12 protein-coding genes are annotated in these 16,109 nt (G+C 70.7%); 9 read left to right on the top strand and 3 right to left on the bottom strand.

The window, feature by feature from the left end:
- Window positions 1–67: 67 nt before the first annotated feature.
- From ACQP2O_RS35910 to ACQP2O_RS35870, 9 genes are all read left to right on the top strand, one after another.
- Complete coding sequence (locus ACQP2O_RS35910; RefSeq protein WP_433173003.1) at window positions 68–2,683, top strand: hypothetical protein; 2,616 nt, start codon at window positions 68–70, stop codon at window positions 2,681–2,683.
- Between the two features lie 59 nt (window positions 2,684–2,742).
- Window positions 2,743–4,782 carry a glycogen debranching N-terminal domain-containing protein gene (locus ACQP2O_RS35905; protein WP_433173001.1) on the top strand — a complete coding sequence of 680 codons (2,040 nt, stop codon included), beginning with the start codon at window positions 2,743–2,745 and terminating at the stop codon, window positions 4,780–4,782.
- A 49-nt stretch (window positions 4,783–4,831) separates the two neighbouring features.
- Complete coding sequence (locus tag ACQP2O_RS35900; RefSeq protein ID WP_433172999.1) at window positions 4,832–5,623, top strand: SDR family oxidoreductase; 792 nt, start codon at window positions 4,832–4,834, stop codon at window positions 5,621–5,623.
- A 192-nt stretch (window positions 5,624–5,815) separates the two neighbouring features.
- On the top strand, window positions 5,816–6,799 hold the full coding sequence (locus ACQP2O_RS35895) for a hypothetical protein (protein ID WP_433172997.1): 984 nt from the start codon (window positions 5,816–5,818) through the stop codon (window positions 6,797–6,799).
- Window positions 6,800–6,885: 86 nt separating this feature from the next.
- The gene (locus tag ACQP2O_RS35890) at window positions 6,886–7,845 is read left to right on the top strand and encodes a hypothetical protein (RefSeq protein ID WP_433172995.1); all 960 of its coding nucleotides are present in this window, start codon (window positions 6,886–6,888) and stop codon (window positions 7,843–7,845) included.
- A 101-nt stretch (window positions 7,846–7,946) separates the two neighbouring features.
- Window positions 7,947–8,636 (top strand): hypothetical protein, encoded by a 690-nt coding sequence (locus ACQP2O_RS35885; protein ID WP_433172993.1) that lies wholly within the window; start codon window positions 7,947–7,949, stop codon window positions 8,634–8,636.
- A 129-nt stretch (window positions 8,637–8,765) separates the two neighbouring features.
- A complete protein-coding gene (locus tag ACQP2O_RS35880) occupies window positions 8,766–10,184 on the top strand; it encodes a serine hydrolase (RefSeq protein ID WP_433172991.1) in 1,419 nt (472 codons plus the stop codon).
- Window positions 10,185–10,697: 513 nt separating this feature from the next.
- Entirely contained in the window at window positions 10,698–12,239 is a 1,542-nt protein-coding gene (locus ACQP2O_RS35875; RefSeq protein ID WP_433172989.1) for an FAD-dependent monooxygenase, read from the top strand.
- Window positions 12,236–12,898 (top strand): GDSL-type esterase/lipase family protein, encoded by a 663-nt coding sequence (locus tag ACQP2O_RS35870; protein WP_433172987.1) that lies wholly within the window; start codon window positions 12,236–12,238, stop codon window positions 12,896–12,898. Before ACQP2O_RS35875 ends, ACQP2O_RS35870 begins: the two co-directional genes overlap by 4 nt.
- A 63-nt stretch (window positions 12,899–12,961) precedes the next feature.
- On the opposite strand, the gene ACQP2O_RS35865 is transcribed toward ACQP2O_RS35870, so the two are convergent.
- The 3 genes from ACQP2O_RS35865 to ACQP2O_RS35855 all read right to left on the bottom strand — a co-directional run bounded on the left by ACQP2O_RS35865 (window position 12,962) and on the right by ACQP2O_RS35855 (window position 16,106).
- Window positions 12,962–13,444, bottom strand: coding sequence for a hypothetical protein (locus ACQP2O_RS35865; RefSeq protein ID WP_433172985.1), 483 nt, complete (start codon window positions 13,442–13,444; stop codon window positions 12,962–12,964).
- 122 nt (window positions 13,445–13,566) lie between these two features.
- Window positions 13,567–14,532 carry a lysophospholipid acyltransferase family protein gene (locus ACQP2O_RS35860; RefSeq protein ID WP_433172983.1) on the bottom strand — a complete coding sequence of 322 codons (966 nt, stop codon included), beginning with the start codon at window positions 14,530–14,532 and terminating at the stop codon, window positions 13,567–13,569.
- Complete coding sequence (locus ACQP2O_RS35855; RefSeq protein ID WP_433172982.1) at window positions 14,529–16,106, bottom strand: lactate racemase domain-containing protein; 1,578 nt, start codon at window positions 16,104–16,106, stop codon at window positions 14,529–14,531. The genes ACQP2O_RS35860 and ACQP2O_RS35855 overlap by 4 nt, the downstream gene beginning before the upstream one ends.
- Between the last annotated feature and the right edge of the window lie 3 nt (window positions 16,107–16,109).

Below are 16,109 nucleotides of genomic sequence, written 5' to 3'. Positions count from 1 at the left end.
CAGCGGGGCTTCGAGAAAGGCCCTGGTTTTATCCATCTCGGGGGTCGTCCACGAGAGGTGTTTGCTGATGAGAAGACGAGTCCTACGACCCGTCTCCGCTGTCGCCGCCGCGCTGGTCCTGATCGCCGGGACCGTCGCCGCGCGGACCGCCCCGGTCCGCGCGGCGACGAGCGGTGGCGCGTCGGCCGTCCCGGCCGAACTGTCGGAGACCACCCGCCTGCCGGACCGGCGCTCCGTCGTCGTCGGGGACCGGTTCTACTCCGTGTCCACCGAGGACGGGCTCTACCCGGCGGCGGGCTGGCACATTAACGGAGAGATGGGCGGGCTCTGGACCCCGCCGCTGAAACTGCTCGACGGCGTCTGGTTCGGCCTGGACGGCGCGTGGCTCGGTAAGCAGGCCACGGCCGAGCGGTTCACCGCCGGGCACGGCTACACCCGCATCGCCTACCGCGCGGCGGACGGCGTGCAGGCCGAGCGCACGGACGTCGCGCCCGACGGCGTACGGGCCGGGCTCATCGGCATCACCCTCAGCTCCGCGTCCCGCAAGACCGTGCGGCTCGACGTCGACGCGCACTCGGAGCTGATGACCGCCTACCCGTGGGGCTGGACAACGCCCGACCAGCAGGCGAACAACCTGCCGGACACCGGCGCGTACGAGAACGGCGGGCTGGTCTTCCGCGAGCAGGGCACCCCGAACGTCCCGAACGCGCCCCGGCACGACTACGCCGCGCTGGTCTCCGCCGACCGCACCCCGGTCGCGCACCAGCTCGGTCCCGACCACCGGGGACCGCAGGACCCGGCCGTCGTCTGCCCCGCGAGCGGCGACCAGCCCAAGCGCTGCGACGACACGGCGTTCGGCAAGGGCACCGGCGGGCGGCTCTCGTACGACGTCACCGTCCCGGCGGGCGGCAAGTCCACCGTCTGGCTCGCGGTCGCCGGCTCGGACCACGGCATGTCCGAGGCGCAGGGCGCGCTGCGCACCGCGCTGAAGAACCCGGCCGGCCTGCTGGCCCGGAAGGTCGCCGCACGGCGCGCGGTCGCCGCGAACACCGTCGTCGACCTGCCCGGCGACCGGCTCCTGCAGCAGAGCGTCGAGTGGAGCAAGCAGAACCTCGCCGACTCCGTGCAGGAGGCCCGCGACCTGCAGCTGCGGGTCACGCACGAGGGCAAGGACTTCCCGGCGCCCAAGGGCACCGTCGCCAAGGCCCGCTGGCTCGGCGCCGGCTGGCCGGACTACCCGTGGCTGTTCGGCACCGACGGGGAGTACACCGCCTACGCGACCGTGGCGGCCGGGCAGTTCTCCTCGATCGAGGACCACCTGCGGGCCGTCCGTGACACCAGCGACATCGTCAACGACCGCAGCGGCAAGGTGATCCACGAGGTCGTCTCGGACGGTTCGGTCTACTTCGGCGCGAACGGCGAGGCCGGCAACACCGACGAGACCGCGAAGTTCCCCAGCGCGGTCGCGCTGCTGTGGCGCTGGACCGGTGACCGGGCGTTCCTCGACTCGATGTACGACTTCACGAAGCGCAACATGCACTACATCGTGGAGAAGCTGGACAGCGACGGCGACGGCTGGCCCGAGGGCTCCGGCAACGTCGAGCGTCCCGGCATGGGCGTCGAGAAGCTGGACAACGCCGTGTACACGATCCGTGGTCTGCGGGACCTGGCCGACCTGGCCACCGCCGAGGGCGACGGCGCCACCGCCGCCTGGGCGGGCGGGCACGCCGATGCGCTGGAGAAGAAGTTCGAGGGAGCCTGGTGGTACGGCGGCGACACCGCCCAGTACGCCGACTCCATCGACAAGTCCGACGACCCGGCCAACGACAACACGAAGATCTTCCAGCGGCACTGGATCGGCGTGACCCCGATGGACGCCGAACTGGTCCGTCCCGGTCAGGTCACCCGTCCGCTCGCCGACGACCAGCACGCCCAGACGGCGCTGGCCCGGCGCGAGCAGTCCTGCTACACCGGCACGACCGGGCTCTACCACACGGGCACCGGCCCGACCTCGGCCGACGGCGGGAACAAGGGACCGTCCTGTGACGGCGTCGTCTCGTCCGTGCAGAGCGACCGCGAGGTCTTCTCGCTCGGCAACGGGATCATGGCCGTCGCCGAGGGCAACTACGGCCGCCTGGCCCAGCAGCGGACGTACACCACCGACAACGCCCGGATCCAGCTCGACCCGTCGCTGTGGGAGATGCCGGGCGCCATGCCGGAGATCGCGCCGAGCCCCGACTTCGACCCGGCGAACATCGACCGTCCCCTGACCGGACGCTCGATGGTCCTGCAGGCGTGGGGCGCGTACGGCAACCTGTGGCCGGTCGTCCACCAGCAGCTCGGCGTCTCCCCGGACATGGGCCGGGCGCGGCTGGAGGTCGTCCCGCAGGTGCCGCCGGGCCAGCCCCGGGTCGCCGGGCGCGACATCCGGGTCGGCGCCGGCGCGGTCGACGTGGCCGCCGAGGCCGCCGGCAAGTCGCTGCGCACCACCGTGACCGGCCGGTCCGCCAAGGCGAGCCTGCTGATCGGGCAGGTCCTGCCGAGCGGTGCGACGGTCGCGTCGGTGACCCTCGACGGGCACGCGGTGAAGTACCAGGTCCGGAAGACCGCGCGCGGCACCGAGGTCGTGGCCGACGCCGGATCCGTGAGCGGCACCGCCGTGCTCGCCGTGACCCTTAGATGAAAACCCGTGGGGACGCCCCTCGGGGCGTCCCCACGGACTCCCACCCCCCGGAGTTCCCCGTGTCCCAGTCCCTCCAGGACCACCTCACCTGCGTGGCCGCGCCCGCCATCTGGCTCTCCCCGCCCGGCGGGCAGCTGACCGGCGGCGCCGACGGGCTGTACGTCGCCGACCGCCGGGTCCTGTCACGGCTCGTGCTCACCCTCGACGGGGCCGAGCCCGAGCCGGTCGACGCGACCCCGCTCGGGGCGGACGGCGCGCGGTTCACCGCGAAACTCGGTGACCTGACGATCGAGCGGACCCGTACGGTCGGCCGCGACGGCGGCACCGAGGAGATCCGCGTCCGGAACGCCGGAGCCGAGCCGGTCACGGTGGCCGTCGCGGTCGAGGCGGCCGCCGACCTGGCCGAGATCAGCGACGTCAAGGCCTGGAGCGCCGGGGAGCCGGGCAGGTCGGGCGATGGCGGAGGCCTTCGGCCGGATGCGACGCCGCTGCGCGACGGGATCGCGCACACCGGAGCGGACGGCTACACGGTGCTGCTGACCGGGCGCCTGCGGGCCGAGCCGACGCTGGCGCCGGGGGAGGCGTTCACGACCACGCTGACCGTACGGGCGACGCCTCCGCCGGTGGAGGGGTTCCGGCCACTGCCGCCGGGTGCGCCGCCGCCCTGGTCGGCCGCGCCGCTCACCGTACGGTCCGCGGACCGGCGCCTGGACGCGCTGGTCGGCCAGGGGATCGCGGACCTCGGCGCGCTGCTGCTCGCCGACGAGAACGACCTGTACTGCGCGGCCGGCAGCCCGTGGTACCTCACACTGTTCGGCCGGGACTCGCTGTGGACCGCCCGGCTGGCGCTCCCGCTCGGGTACGAGTTGGCCGCCGGGACGCTGCGGGCCCTGGCCCGGCACCAGGGCGTCCGCCACGACCCGGAGACCGAGGAGGCGCCCGGCAAGATCCCGCACGAGCTGCGGCCCGTGCACGCCGCGGGCTGGCTGCCGCCGGTGTACTACGGCACCGTCGACGCCACGCCGCTGTTCGTCACCACGCTCGCGGAGGCGTGGCGGTGGGGGATGCCCGCCGCCGAGGTCGAGGCGCTGCTGCCCGCCGCCGAGCGGGCGCTGGACTGGCTCGAAGGCTTCGGCGACGCCTTCCTGTCCTACACCGGGTCGCCGGACCGGCTCGTCAACCAGGGCTGGAAGGACTCCACCGACGGTGTCCAGCACGCCGACGGCCGTCTGGCCGAGCCTCCGGTCGCCCTGTCGGAGGTGCAGGCGTACGCCTACCAGGCCGCCATGCTCGGCGCCGACCTGCTCGACGCGTTCGGCCGGCCGGGCGGCGAACGCCGCCGGGAGTGGGCGGCCGCCCTCGCGGAGCGGTTCCGGGCGCGGTTCTGGGTGGACGGGTATCCGGCGATCGCGCTGGACGGCAGGGGAGAGCCGGTGGACGGCCCGGCCTCCAACATGGGGCACCTTCTCGGCACCGGCCTGCTCACCCCGGCCGAGGAGGACCGGGTGGCGCCCCGGCTGGCCGAACTGGACTCCGGCTGGGGGCTGCGGACGCTGGGTACGACTTCGGCGGGCTTCGACCCGCTGTCGTACCACCTGGGCTCGGTCTGGCCGCACGACACCGTGATCGCCGTGCTCGGCCTGGTCCGGGCGGGTCACCCCGACGTCGCCGCGAGCCTGGCGCGCGGCCTGATCGCCGCCGCGCCGAGCTTCGACTACCGGCTGCCCGAGCTGTTCGGCGGCCAGGACGCCCCGCCGGGCCACGGCTCCGCGCACGGCCGCCGGACGGTCTCCCATTCCAGGCACAGCGGCCCGGCCGGCCGGACGGACGACGGCAGGTCGGTGGGCCCCGTGCCGTACGCCGCGGCATGCCGGCCCCAGGCATGGGCCGCCGCAGTCTCGCCGGCCCTGGTCACGGCGCTCCTCGGACTGGACGTCGACGTGCCGTCCGGCCGGCTGACCGTGTCCCCGCTGCGCGACTTCGGCGCGCTGTCCGTGAGCAACGTGCGCGTCGGCGACGCGACCCTTTCTGTCGACGTCGATCCCCAGGGCGCCGTGTCGCTCATCGGCGTGCCGCCGGGTCTGACGCTGGAGCTCTGAGCCGCGGCGGTCTTGACGGGCGGTACGGGTGCCAGACGAGGGGAGGGCGATGAGGATCGCGGTCACCGGGGGGACCGGTCGGATCGGCGGTCGCGTGGCGCGACTGCTGGCCGACGAGGGACGCCACGACATCGTCGCGCTGTCCCGGCGGACCGCGCCCTACGACGAGCCGGAGGCGTTGCGCAAGGCGCTGGACGGGGTCGACACGCTCGTGTTCGTCTCCAGCGACGGCGAAGCCGCCCGGGTCGTGGTCCACCACCAGAACGTCCTGGACGCGGCGGTCCGCTGCGGGGTCGGCCACGTCGTGCTGCTCAGCGGCCTCGACGTGGACCTCGACTCGCCGTTCTGCTACGCGTTCACCAACGGCCGCACCGAGCGGTCGCTGCGCGCGTCCGGGCGCCCGTACTCCATCGTGCGCGCGGGTCTGTTCACCGAGTTCTTCCTCGGCCTGCTGCGCCAGGTCGCGGTGGACGGTACGGTCGCGCTCCCGGCCGACGCCGCTCGCGTGTCGCCGGTCGCCCGGGAGGACGTGGCGCGCTGCCTGGCCGCCCTGGCGCTGCGCGAACCCGCCGACCGGCACTACGACGTGACCGGAGCGCAGAGCCTCACGGTCGAGGCGATCGCCGCTGCGGCGGGATACGGGTACGCGGCCACCACGCCGGCCGAGTTCGCCACCGCGCTGTTGCGCCGCGGCGAGGAGCCGTGGTGGACCTACGCCTACACCGGCATGCTCGAGTCCGTGCGGCAGGGCCGGTGGGCGAAGGCATCGGGCGAGGTCACCGAGCTGACCGGCCGCCCACCGATCTCCCTCCAGGACGTGCTGAGCGCGAATCCTCGCTAGGGCACCCGTCATTCGGGCGTGAATAACGGCGCTATCGTTCCTGGTTTTTAATCTGGTCAAAATGGGGTGCCGGGCGGATCTATTTAATTCCATTCGAATACGTTGCAAGAGAAATGCCGAATGCGTTTTTGTTCGTGATCGATCTCCGGCGGTCCCGTGGGGCCGCCGCACCCGACACGGATGGAGATGCACATGCTTGGAAAGCATGGCGAGGCCCGTCGCCGCCTGCTGATCGGTGTCGCGATCGCGCTGCCGCTCGCGGCCGCGGCGGGCGGGGCCGCGCCGGCCTTCGGCTCGTCACACCAGGCGTCCCCGTCGGCCCGGATGGCGTCATCGGCGGTGTCGGCGAACGCGAAAGCGCCGGTCGGCAAGAACAGCTATTACATCAACACGCTGAGCACGAAGACGGCATACGCGCGTGGCCTGGCCGCCGGCAAGAACGACGCCAAGACCGGCACCGGCCGGATCGCGATCCTGGACTTCGGCGGCCAGCTGTCCACCGGCAAGGGCACACTGATCATCGGCCGGCGCACCCATGCGAGCAATGCGCAGATCGCCGCGGTCGCCGAGCAGTTCGCCGCCGGCTACTCCAAGGGTGTCGGCTCGAACAAGCCCCGTCTGACCCTCGGCGTCGGTACCAACAACTCGGTCAGCGTCACCCGGTCCCTCGGCGTGACCTGGGCGAAGACGGTCGCCACGGCGGCTTCCTGGGCTACGAAGCACGCGCCGCACACGACCATCGTCGGCGCCAACGACCTTGAACCCGGCTTCGGCGGCGCGAGCGCCGCGGTCGCCTGGGCCAAGGGCTACTCGTCGGTCAAGGGCAGCGGCTACCTCAACTTCGGCTCGGCCGACGGATGCCCGCAGGCGAGCGCGAGCGGCGGGGCCTGCGACCACGGCTGGACGCAGGAGACCCTCTGGTACCTGTCGACCGGCGTACGCGGCGCCTCGGTCACGCCGGAGATCTACTACCCGGCGAACGCCAAGCAGTGGGCACTGATCAGCAAGTACGGCAAGAACCGTCACAAGAAGCCGCTCAGCATTCCCGGTGCCATGGACCAGTACCCCGGCGGCGGCAACACCGCCGCGCAGGCATGGAGCCAACTGCGCGCCCAGCTGAAGGCGAACGGCCTGTCCACCACCCTGAATTACGGCCTGGAGATCAGGGCCGAGTAGCGCGCCCGACGTCGTGGCCCGGACCCGGGCCACGACGCTCCGGCAGTGACCGATTCGCAGAATTCATCTATTTGAAAGGACTGTCGGTGAAAGTCGCTCGAATGCTAGGCGGGGGCCTGGGGGTCGTCGCCGTCGCCGCGGCCACCGCCGCCGCCGCTGCGATCATTCCGGGGCAGGCGTCCGCTGAGAAGGCCGGTCAGGTGCGCGCCGCCGCCAAGCGCATTCACTTCATTCAGAACACCACCGTCGGCGACGCGGCTCACCTCAAATCGCTCGGCTACAACGTCATCGATGTCGGGCCGGGCGAATCCAGCAGCCTGCCGTCAGGAGTGCAAGGCATGGAGTGGACCGGTGGTGCCGTGTGCGACAGTGACGGCATCATGTCGTGGGCCGACTTCCGTGCCCTGGTGGACCGTAACATCGACAACGCCAAGGTCTACGGCTACTTCATCTTCGATGAGCCCGACAGCAAAGGCTGTGCGAACATCGCGTCCCGGCTGCGGGACCGTGCCGACTACATTCACTGCCAAGGCTGGCGCGGCTCGTACTGGGACACCGCGAAGCTGCATCCCAAAGTGGACAACAGTGGAAACTGTCTGGACGCCAGTGGCAAGGTGATCGCCCGAAAGAGCCGGCAGAAGGCTTATCTGGTGGATGAGTACAGCCACAATTACGCCGGCGTCGCCTCATCGCTCACGCATGTGGACATCTTCGCGCTCGACCCCTACCCCTGCAACAAGAATGGCGCCACGACCTGCGACCTGACCCAGGTGACCAGTGCGGTGACCAATGCGAAGAAGTACTTTGCCGAGTCTCAGCTCGCTCCGACCTTCCAGGTCTTCGGCGGAGACGGCTGGAAGATCCCGTCGCAATCGCAGCTCCAGAGCCTGATCGACGCGTGGGATGCGGCATTGCCCGGCGCGCCGGCCGATGTCGTTTATTCTTACCGCGATAACCAGAATGGCGGTCCGGGGGACACCTATCCGGGTCTGTCGCACGCCTCGAACCTTGAGCCGATCCTGTCGGCCCACAACGCGGCATACTGAATGCTCTCCGGCACCATGCCCGCGCCACGGGAAACCCTGTGGCGCCGGGCGCCCCGGCTCCCGTACGGTCACCGGGTCCCCGCGCTGCCGAGGGAGGATCGGTGGAGCTTCTGAACGGCGTCCGGCTGGTTCCGGTCGTCGAGGCGTACACGGGTGTGCTGGGCGATGAGGACTTCGGCCCGATCACCGAACCCCGCTGGGACGCGTACTCCCGCTTCAAGATCGTCGAGGCGGGCCTTCCCGCGCCGGTGGCGGCACACCCGTGGCTGGTCCGGGCCGTCGACCTGCGCGGACCCGGCCTCACCCGGCTCGTCCGCGCGTCGCTGTTCGCGACCGGTGATGAGGACGGTGAGCTCCTGCTCGCCCGGATCCGGGACCCCGCGACGCGGGAGCAGGCCGTGGACGAGGTCGTGGCGCTCCCGGGCGGCCTCATGCTCGAGACGCCCGACGGCCGGTGCCTGGCGCTTCCGGGCTGCTGCGGTGACATCGGTAACCTGCGGGACTGGCGGGAGGCCACGCTGCACGACGACCCGGTGCCCGCGGGCCTGTGGATCGGACACCCCATGCTCACCGTCAGCGGAGACGGACCCGTACTGACCCTGGCGGGTCCGGTCGACCTCGCGACCGAGCCCGCCCCGGTGATCGCGCGCACCGGGCGTCAAGCGCTCGCCGAGGCGGTCACCACGGCCGAGGCGGAGGTCGCCCGCTTCGCCGGGGAGCTCCGCTCCGTCTGCGGGGACATGGTCGGCGCGGAAGCCGCACCGCCCATGGCAGGTGCGCTCATCGGGTGAGCCGGGCAGCGGCGCGTACGACGTGCGTCTCCGCGGCGGAGAACCGCTGGAGTTAGCGTCCAGTAAACGTCCTTGGCCGTTTTTGTGAAGATCAACAACTGGTGATCACGTTCGGGTTACTGTGGCGCGGTGATCTTGTCTCGAATTCGCAAACACGGTCAGGCACTGGTCGCGCTCGGTAGCGCGGCCGTGTTGACGACCACTCTGGTCCAGCCGGCCCACGCTGCCACGCGCGGGTCCGGCGACCTCGCGGAGCGGCTCAAGGCCGTCATGGCCGCGCAGAATTTCGGCGACCTGGTGGACACGACTCCGCCCGGATCGGCTCAGGCCCGCGCTCTCGACGCCCAGCCGGAGTCCGAGTCGGGCCGGCCGAAGCACGCTCCCGCACTCAACGCCGCCGCGGCCACGACGATCCACCAGCAGCCGCAGGTCGACATGACCGTCATCGAGCTCGACAAGAAGGGACGCCCCACCTCGTCGGGAACGGTCCTGATGAGCCCGAAGTACAAGGACGGCGTCGTCGTCCCGGTGGACAAGAACCTCCGCACCACCGCCGTGCGGTACCGCCTGTGGGACACCGACCAGTGGGACGCCAACAACGGCCAGGGCACGACCGACACGGTCCCGGGCCGCGAGAACGCGCCCATCGACTACATGGAGCCCTACTCGGCGTCGATCGTCAAGCTGATGGTCGGCTTCGGGATCATGCAGCTGGTGGACAAGGGTGCCATCAAGCTGAGCGACACCTACGCCTACAACCCGACGAAGCCCTCCGATCGCTGCGAGGGTGCCACCACCCGGACCATCGGCGAGTACTTCGACCGGATGATCACCATCTCCGACAACGGCTCGGCGTGCACGCTCATCAAGGTGATGCACGAGCACGGCGGGGTCGACTGGCTCAACCAGCAGTTCCAGGACCTCGGTCTGGACATGCTCCAGCTGAAGGGCACCGACCCGGCCAACGGCGACTGGTCCCCGCAGATCACCATGTCGTCGCTGGACACGGCCAAGCTGCTGATGCTCATCAACGGGGTCTCCGGCAAGGCGTGGACCGCTCCGAACGGCAAGCCGGTCACGAGCGACATCCTCAGTAAGTCCTCCCGCGAGTACTTCATGAAGGAACTCGGCGACCAGGGCTGGAACAACGTCCTGTCGACGACCAACTACTGTGGCTACAGCTACCCGGCCCAGGGCATGCCGCAGCGGATCGCGGACCGATGGATCGGCCCCGACGGCACCGTGACGGTCAACAACGACCCGACCGACGGCAAGTACCAGTACCCGGTGAAGCCCTGCCAGGACGCCGGTCAGGTGACGTTCGCCCACAAGACGGGGCTCACGGCGTTCGCGGCCGGGGACGCGGGCATCGTGCACTCCCTGCCCGGCCAGGCGAAGCGCGACTACATCATCGTCGCGTTCAGCAACCTTGGCTGGCGCTACCAGGACGCGAACCGCCCGAACCCGGGCGTCCAGCCCGCGGTGAACCGCACCGAGAAGTTCGCCAAGATCGGCCGCGCGATGGACGAGTACGAGGCCCAGAAGTAGCCGACCCGGATACGAGGAAGGGGCCGGATCTCTCCGGCCCCTTTCGTCATTGGGACCGGCCGGCAGGTCCTCGGCCCAGATCGCGTCGACCAGGACGCCCGGCTCGACCGCGCGCCCGCTGGCGAGCGCCAGCCGTACGAGCAGGCCCTGCAACCGCGCACCCGGAACGGGCAGGGCGGCGTCAACCGCGAGACGCCTGAAAGGCGCCGAGCAGCGTGACGCGAAGCCGCGCATCCCCGTCCATCTCCCGATCTTCGCGCGCGCACCCTCGAGTCCCCAAATCCCGGCAGGGTCCTGGCCTTCCCGTTGCTGCCGGGTGCTCGAACGCAGTGCCGACGCGTCGCAGGACGGGAGTGCCGGCGCCGTGTGCGGCCCCCATGTCGGCGCCGTGTGCGCCGATGTCAGCGCGGTGTGCGCCCGTGTCAGCGGCGTGTGCGCCCCGTGTGACCGGCTCGCGCCAGTCTCTGCGTGTCTGAAGAGAACAGGACGGCGAGCGTCGGAAAGGGAGTTCTCGTGTATGACGTAGTGATCGTGGGCGCCGGCCCGGTGGGTCTGTTCCTCGCCTGTGAGCTCGGCCTCGCAGGCTGCTCTGTCCTGGTGCTCGAGCGGGAGCCGGAGCCCCGCTCTCCGTGGAAGGTGAAGCCGCTCGGGATGCGGGGCCTGTCCGCCGCGTCGGTCGAGGCGTTCTATCGCCGCGGGATGCTGCACCCGCTGCTGACGGCGTCGGGCATCGACGAGGATCCCGGCGCGAACCTCGACGCGGACGAGCCGTCACCCCCTCGCGCCGCGGGCCACTTCGCCGGCATGGTGCTCGATCCGGCCAAGATCGACGTCGCCGCCCTGCCGTTCCGGCTTCCCAGCCCGGCGCTGCAGGGCGTGATGGCAAGCCTCGAAGCGGTCGAGACGGTGCTGTCCGAGCGGGCGTCCAAGCTCGGCGTGGAGGTCAGGCGCGGCGTCACGGTCTCGGCCATCGCGCAGGACGATGAGACCGTGGTCGCGCACGCCGGCGAGCACGAGTACGCGGCGCGCTGGCTCGTCGGCTGCGACGGTGGCCGCAGCGCGGTGCGTGGGGCCGCGGGCTTCGCGTTCGTCGGCACCGAGCCGCAGTTCACCGGCTACGCCGCGCTCGTCACCATCGCCGATCCCGAGAAGCTGAGCCCTGGGTTCAACCTGACGCCGACGGGCATGTACGTCCAGACGCCCACGCAAGGGCACATCGGCATGATGGACTTCGACGGCGGCGCGTTCGACCGCTCGCAGCAGCCGACTCGCGAGCATCTCCAGGCGGTTCTGCGCCGTGTGTCCGGCACCGACGTGACGCTGAGCGACGTCCAGCTCGCCTCGAGCTTCACCGATCGGGCGATGCAGACGACGACCTACCGGCAGGGGCGCGTCCTGCTCGCGGGCGACGCCGCGCACATCCACTCACCCCTTGGCGGGCAGGGACTCAACACCGGCATCGGCGACGCCATGAACCTGGGATGGAAGCTCGCGGCGACCGTGCACGGGTACGCGCCGGACGGGCTCCTCGACACCTACACCCGCGAGCGTCACCCGATCGGCGCCTCGGTGCTCGACTGGACGCGCGCCCAGACGGCGGCCATGAGGTCGGACCCGCTTGGCCAGGCGGTCCAAGGAGTGATCCGCGACCTGCTCGGGACCCGTGACGGAACGACCTACCTGTTCGGGAAGATATCGGGATCGTCGATCCGCTACGACCTTGGCAGCGAGCAACCGCTGGTCGGCCGCAACGCCCCGGACCTTCGTCTTGAGGACGGCACTCGCCTCGGCGACCTGATGCAGGACGGACGAGGCGTCGCTCTCGACTTCAGCACCGACCGACGCCTGCACGGTTCGGCGATGGGCTGGGAGAGCCGGATCCGGTATGCGGCCGGGCCGGCGAGGAACGACCTCGGAGCGGGTGCCGTGCTCGTCCGGCCCGACGGCGTAGTCGTCTGGGCAGGTGATCGCGACCCTGACCGCGAAGCATTCGAGCGGGCCGCCGGCCATTGGTTCGGTAGTCCGGCAACGACCGAGTTCCAGGAGCGCGCATGACGATCACCCTTCGACCGGGAAGCACCGTGATGTTCACCGGCGATTCGATCACCGACTGCCAACGGCTGGAGAGCGAAGACGGCCTCGGGTTCGGCTACCCGCTGCGCATCGCGGGCGAGTGGGGATTCCGCCATCCGGACCGGGCGGTGACCTGGCTGAACACCGGGATCGCGGGCCACAAGGTGATGGATCTCGAAGCCCGTTGGCAGGCGGACGTGCTCGACGCGCGCCCGGCCGTGGTGTCGATCCTCGTCGGCGTCAATGACATGGGCTGGCACACCATCGACCCGGACGGCCACGTGATCCCCGCGGAGGACTACGCGGCAGGATACGACCGCCTGCTCGCGCCCCTCGCCGAGGCGGGCACGGAGCTGATCCTCATCGAGCCGTTCCTCCTGCCGATCAGCGGCAGCGTCGAGGCCGGCAACACGCACGTCGGCGAGAAGGAGCGGAAGGAGTGGCGCGCCGACCTGGACCCGAAGATCCAGGTCGTGCGCGCGCTCGCCCGCGAGTACGGCGCGCACCTGCTCGCCGCCGACCGCATGTTCGCCGAGCTCGCCGCGACGACCGAGCCGGAGCACTGGGCTGAGGACGGCGTGCATCCGACGCCGGCCGGTCACGCCGCACTCGCGGCGGCCTGGCTGCGCCTCGTCGCGTGACCCTGCCTCGCGATCCCAGGCGGCCATGACCGTCTGGGATCGCGGTGGTGTGACCGTCGAGCGTCAGCGGCGGCGCATCCGGTTGAGGCCGACGGACAGCAGCAGGACGACTCCCGTGAGAGCGAGCCCACCCGTGATCAGCGTGATGACGACGTCGCTGATCCACGCGTGGGAGTTCCGGGGATAGGCCACCGTCCCGTGAGCGCCCGAGATCTCCGCTGGAATCGTCTGGTCATAGGAATGCCGCTTGTCGCCGTCGAGGGTCACCGAGCGTCGTACGGCGCCGTCGCCGGAGACGAACGATCCCGAGGTCGCGTAGCCGCCCTTCCGCCGGCGGGTGCTCCACTCGACCGTGAGGACGCCCCGCATGCCGTTGTGGGTGGCGCGGTAGGCGTCCACCGTCCGTGTCGCCTCGGCGACCGATCCGAATGCGAGCAGGGAGAGCGGGATGACGAAGATGACGAGGACGAACAGCGCCGCCGACAGCGACGGGCGGCGGCGGCCGGTCAGACGCCTCAGCTCAGGAGGCTCGGGCGGCATGCTCATGCGGTCTCCGTGAATCACGCCCCCGCGCGGCGACACCGCCGGGTGAAAACGATCGTCTCGCGCCGACCGGACCGTGATGCGTGGAAGCGTACGGGCCCCGGTTCGCCCGGGGCCCGTATCGGTCAGTCGCGCCAGACGCGGCGGCGCCGGCCGGAGAGGGGCTCCGTGGAGGCCCAGACCCGGCGCCAGTCGGCGGTCTCGGCCGCCTTCTCGCCCTCGCCCTTGCTCTCGTCCCGTACGGCACCGGGGCGGGTCGGCTGGGAACCGCCCGGGATCTCGAGCCGGTCGTCGGCCGCGGCGCGCAGCGCGTCGTACCAGCCCAGGTCCTCCTCGGCCGCCAGCATATTGACGGCCTTGGCCATCCGAGTGCGGAACGCCCGGACCTCCTCGCCCTCCTCGGGCACGAGCGGACGGCCGTACCGGACGGTGACGCGCGGCTTGCCCGGCTGCGGCCAGTTGCGCCCGCGCGGCATCGCGGCGTACGAGCCCCGGATCGCGATCGGGACGCACGGGATGCCCTTCGTGACGCACAGCACCGCGGCGCCGAGCTTGAAGGGATTCATCCAGCCGTCCTCCGACCGGGTGCCCTCCGGGTAGAGCAGCAGGCTCCACCCGTCGTCGACGAGGTCGATGGCGAGGCTCCGCAGCCGCTTCGAACCGTAGCGCTCGACGGGGAAGGCGTTGAAGAACACCGCCGTCAGCGTCGCGCGCCAGCGTACGTCGAAGAAGTAGTCCGAGGCGGCGCCGACGGCGACGCGGTTCGCGAACCGCTCCGGCAGCGAGCCGAGGATCAGCGGGGTGTCCAGGTGGCTGGAGTGGTTCGCCACGAACACCACCGGTCCGCGCACGCCGTCGAGGTACTCCGCGCCCTCGATGACCGGGGTGATCTGCCGCCAGGCGACCGGCTTGAGCAGCCCCTTGCGCAGCACGGACCGGGCCGCGACCGCGACGGGCGTGCGGGCCCACGCGGTCGGGAAGACCTTCTCCTCGGGCTCGACGACGTGCGGCTCCGCCGAGCGGGGCACGGTCGAGCGCCCCCGCCAGTCCCGGCCATGCCGCAGGAGCCTGACCTCCCTGCGGATGCTCATCGCACGTCCGCCAATGCGAGCGGCGGGGCGTGGAGGTAGGAGATCGACGGGCTGCCGCCGACGGTGTCCTTGGCCATCTCCAGCGCGTCGGCGAGGGTGGTGGCCGCCCGGAAGCCCATCCGCTGGGTGGTCTTGCGGTTGCCGCCGACGAAGATGACGTCACCGAGGTGCTGCATCGCGTGCGCCCCCCAGTACCACATGTAGAAGGGGTGGACGCCGTGGTAGGCGTAGCTGTTGCGGTACAGCTGGATGTACCACGGGTCGGTGGCGAACTGCTCCTCGTACTTCGTCTCCAGGAGCACCGGGTCGGTGCTCTCGGTGAGGATCTCCTCGAAGAAGTCGATGTAGCTCGGGTGATGCACCGGGTGGAACTCGTTCGGCACCGGGTGGTAGAAGATCGCCACGCCGCCCTGCCGGACGATCGGCTTGTTCTTGTACAGGTTGAAGAAGTAGCCGAGCCCGAGCGACATCACCAGGATCGGGTTCATCACCGAGTTGACGTTGTAGGGGCAGATGTACGGCAGGCCCCAGATCGCGATGTCGGACTGGCCGTTCACCTCGGTGAGCTGCTGGCGGTAGACGTTGTCCAGCGTCAGCGGGTGCACCTCGGACTGCAGGCCGGCGTGCACGCCCGTGACGCCGTACGGCGCGGCCGTCGACTGCCAGATCCGCCGCCGCGTCTTCTTCGGCATCACCTCGTTGGCCCGCTTGACCGCGAGGTACGTGGCCTGGTCGCGGACGTTCCACTCCCACTCGCGCTTGTTCAGGAAGCCCATCGAGGAGGGGAAGGTCTCGTTGTTGAGCGTCGTCTCGATCGTGAAGACCTTGACGTGCTCGTCGATCACGCCCTTCATCCGCTCGTACGAGTGGTGCATCGCGGAGTTGGGCGGGTCGTTGAAGGAGTTGGAGTGCCGCAGCGTGTGCACGTTGTGGTGGTGCCGCAGGCTGCGGTAGCTCGCCAGACCGACCGACACCGACTTCGCGCCGCCGCTCATCGCGGTGAGATTGATGTTGACGTAGACGATGAGGTCGCTCTCGGCGGCGCGCCGGTTGATCTCGACGTCCTCCCCGTGGCGGGTCTTGCCCATGTGGAGGAGGTTGTCGCGGTCCTCGGCGTCGTGGTTCTTCAAGTGCTCGGGGAAGAACGCGTGGAACACCCGGTCGCCGACGGTGCGCCGCAGCTCCGCCGGGGTCATCCGGCGGTGCAGGGCGTTGGCCGCGATCAGCTCGACGTCGTCGACGCCCTTGGCCGCCGCCATCTCGAGAACCTGCTCGATGATGCGCTGCCGAACGTCGGGCGTCTGCATCTGCGGCAGCGGCAGCGACAGGTCGTCGAAGACGATCGTCAGCCGCATGCCGGACCGCAGCAGCTCCGGTAGCGGCTCGGTGCCGTGCGGATGCAGCAGTGCGTTCCGGATCGCGGCGTCGACGTCGCGGATGCCCGGCAGGGAGTCCGGCGGGTAGATGACCTTGGACCCGAGCGGCAGCCGCTCCAGCCGGAAGCCCTCGCCCTGGTGCATGATGAGCGGTGGCGTCCGCTCATCCACATCGAGTACGAAGCCTGGTCTGCTCACTCG

The organism is Actinoallomurus sp. CA-150999 (assembly GCF_050942425.1).
Taxonomy (GTDB): domain Bacteria; phylum Actinomycetota; class Actinomycetes; order Streptosporangiales; family Streptosporangiaceae; genus Actinoallomurus.
Note: the sequence above shows the minus strand (reverse complement) of the source record. Positions and strands in the feature narration are given on the sequence as shown.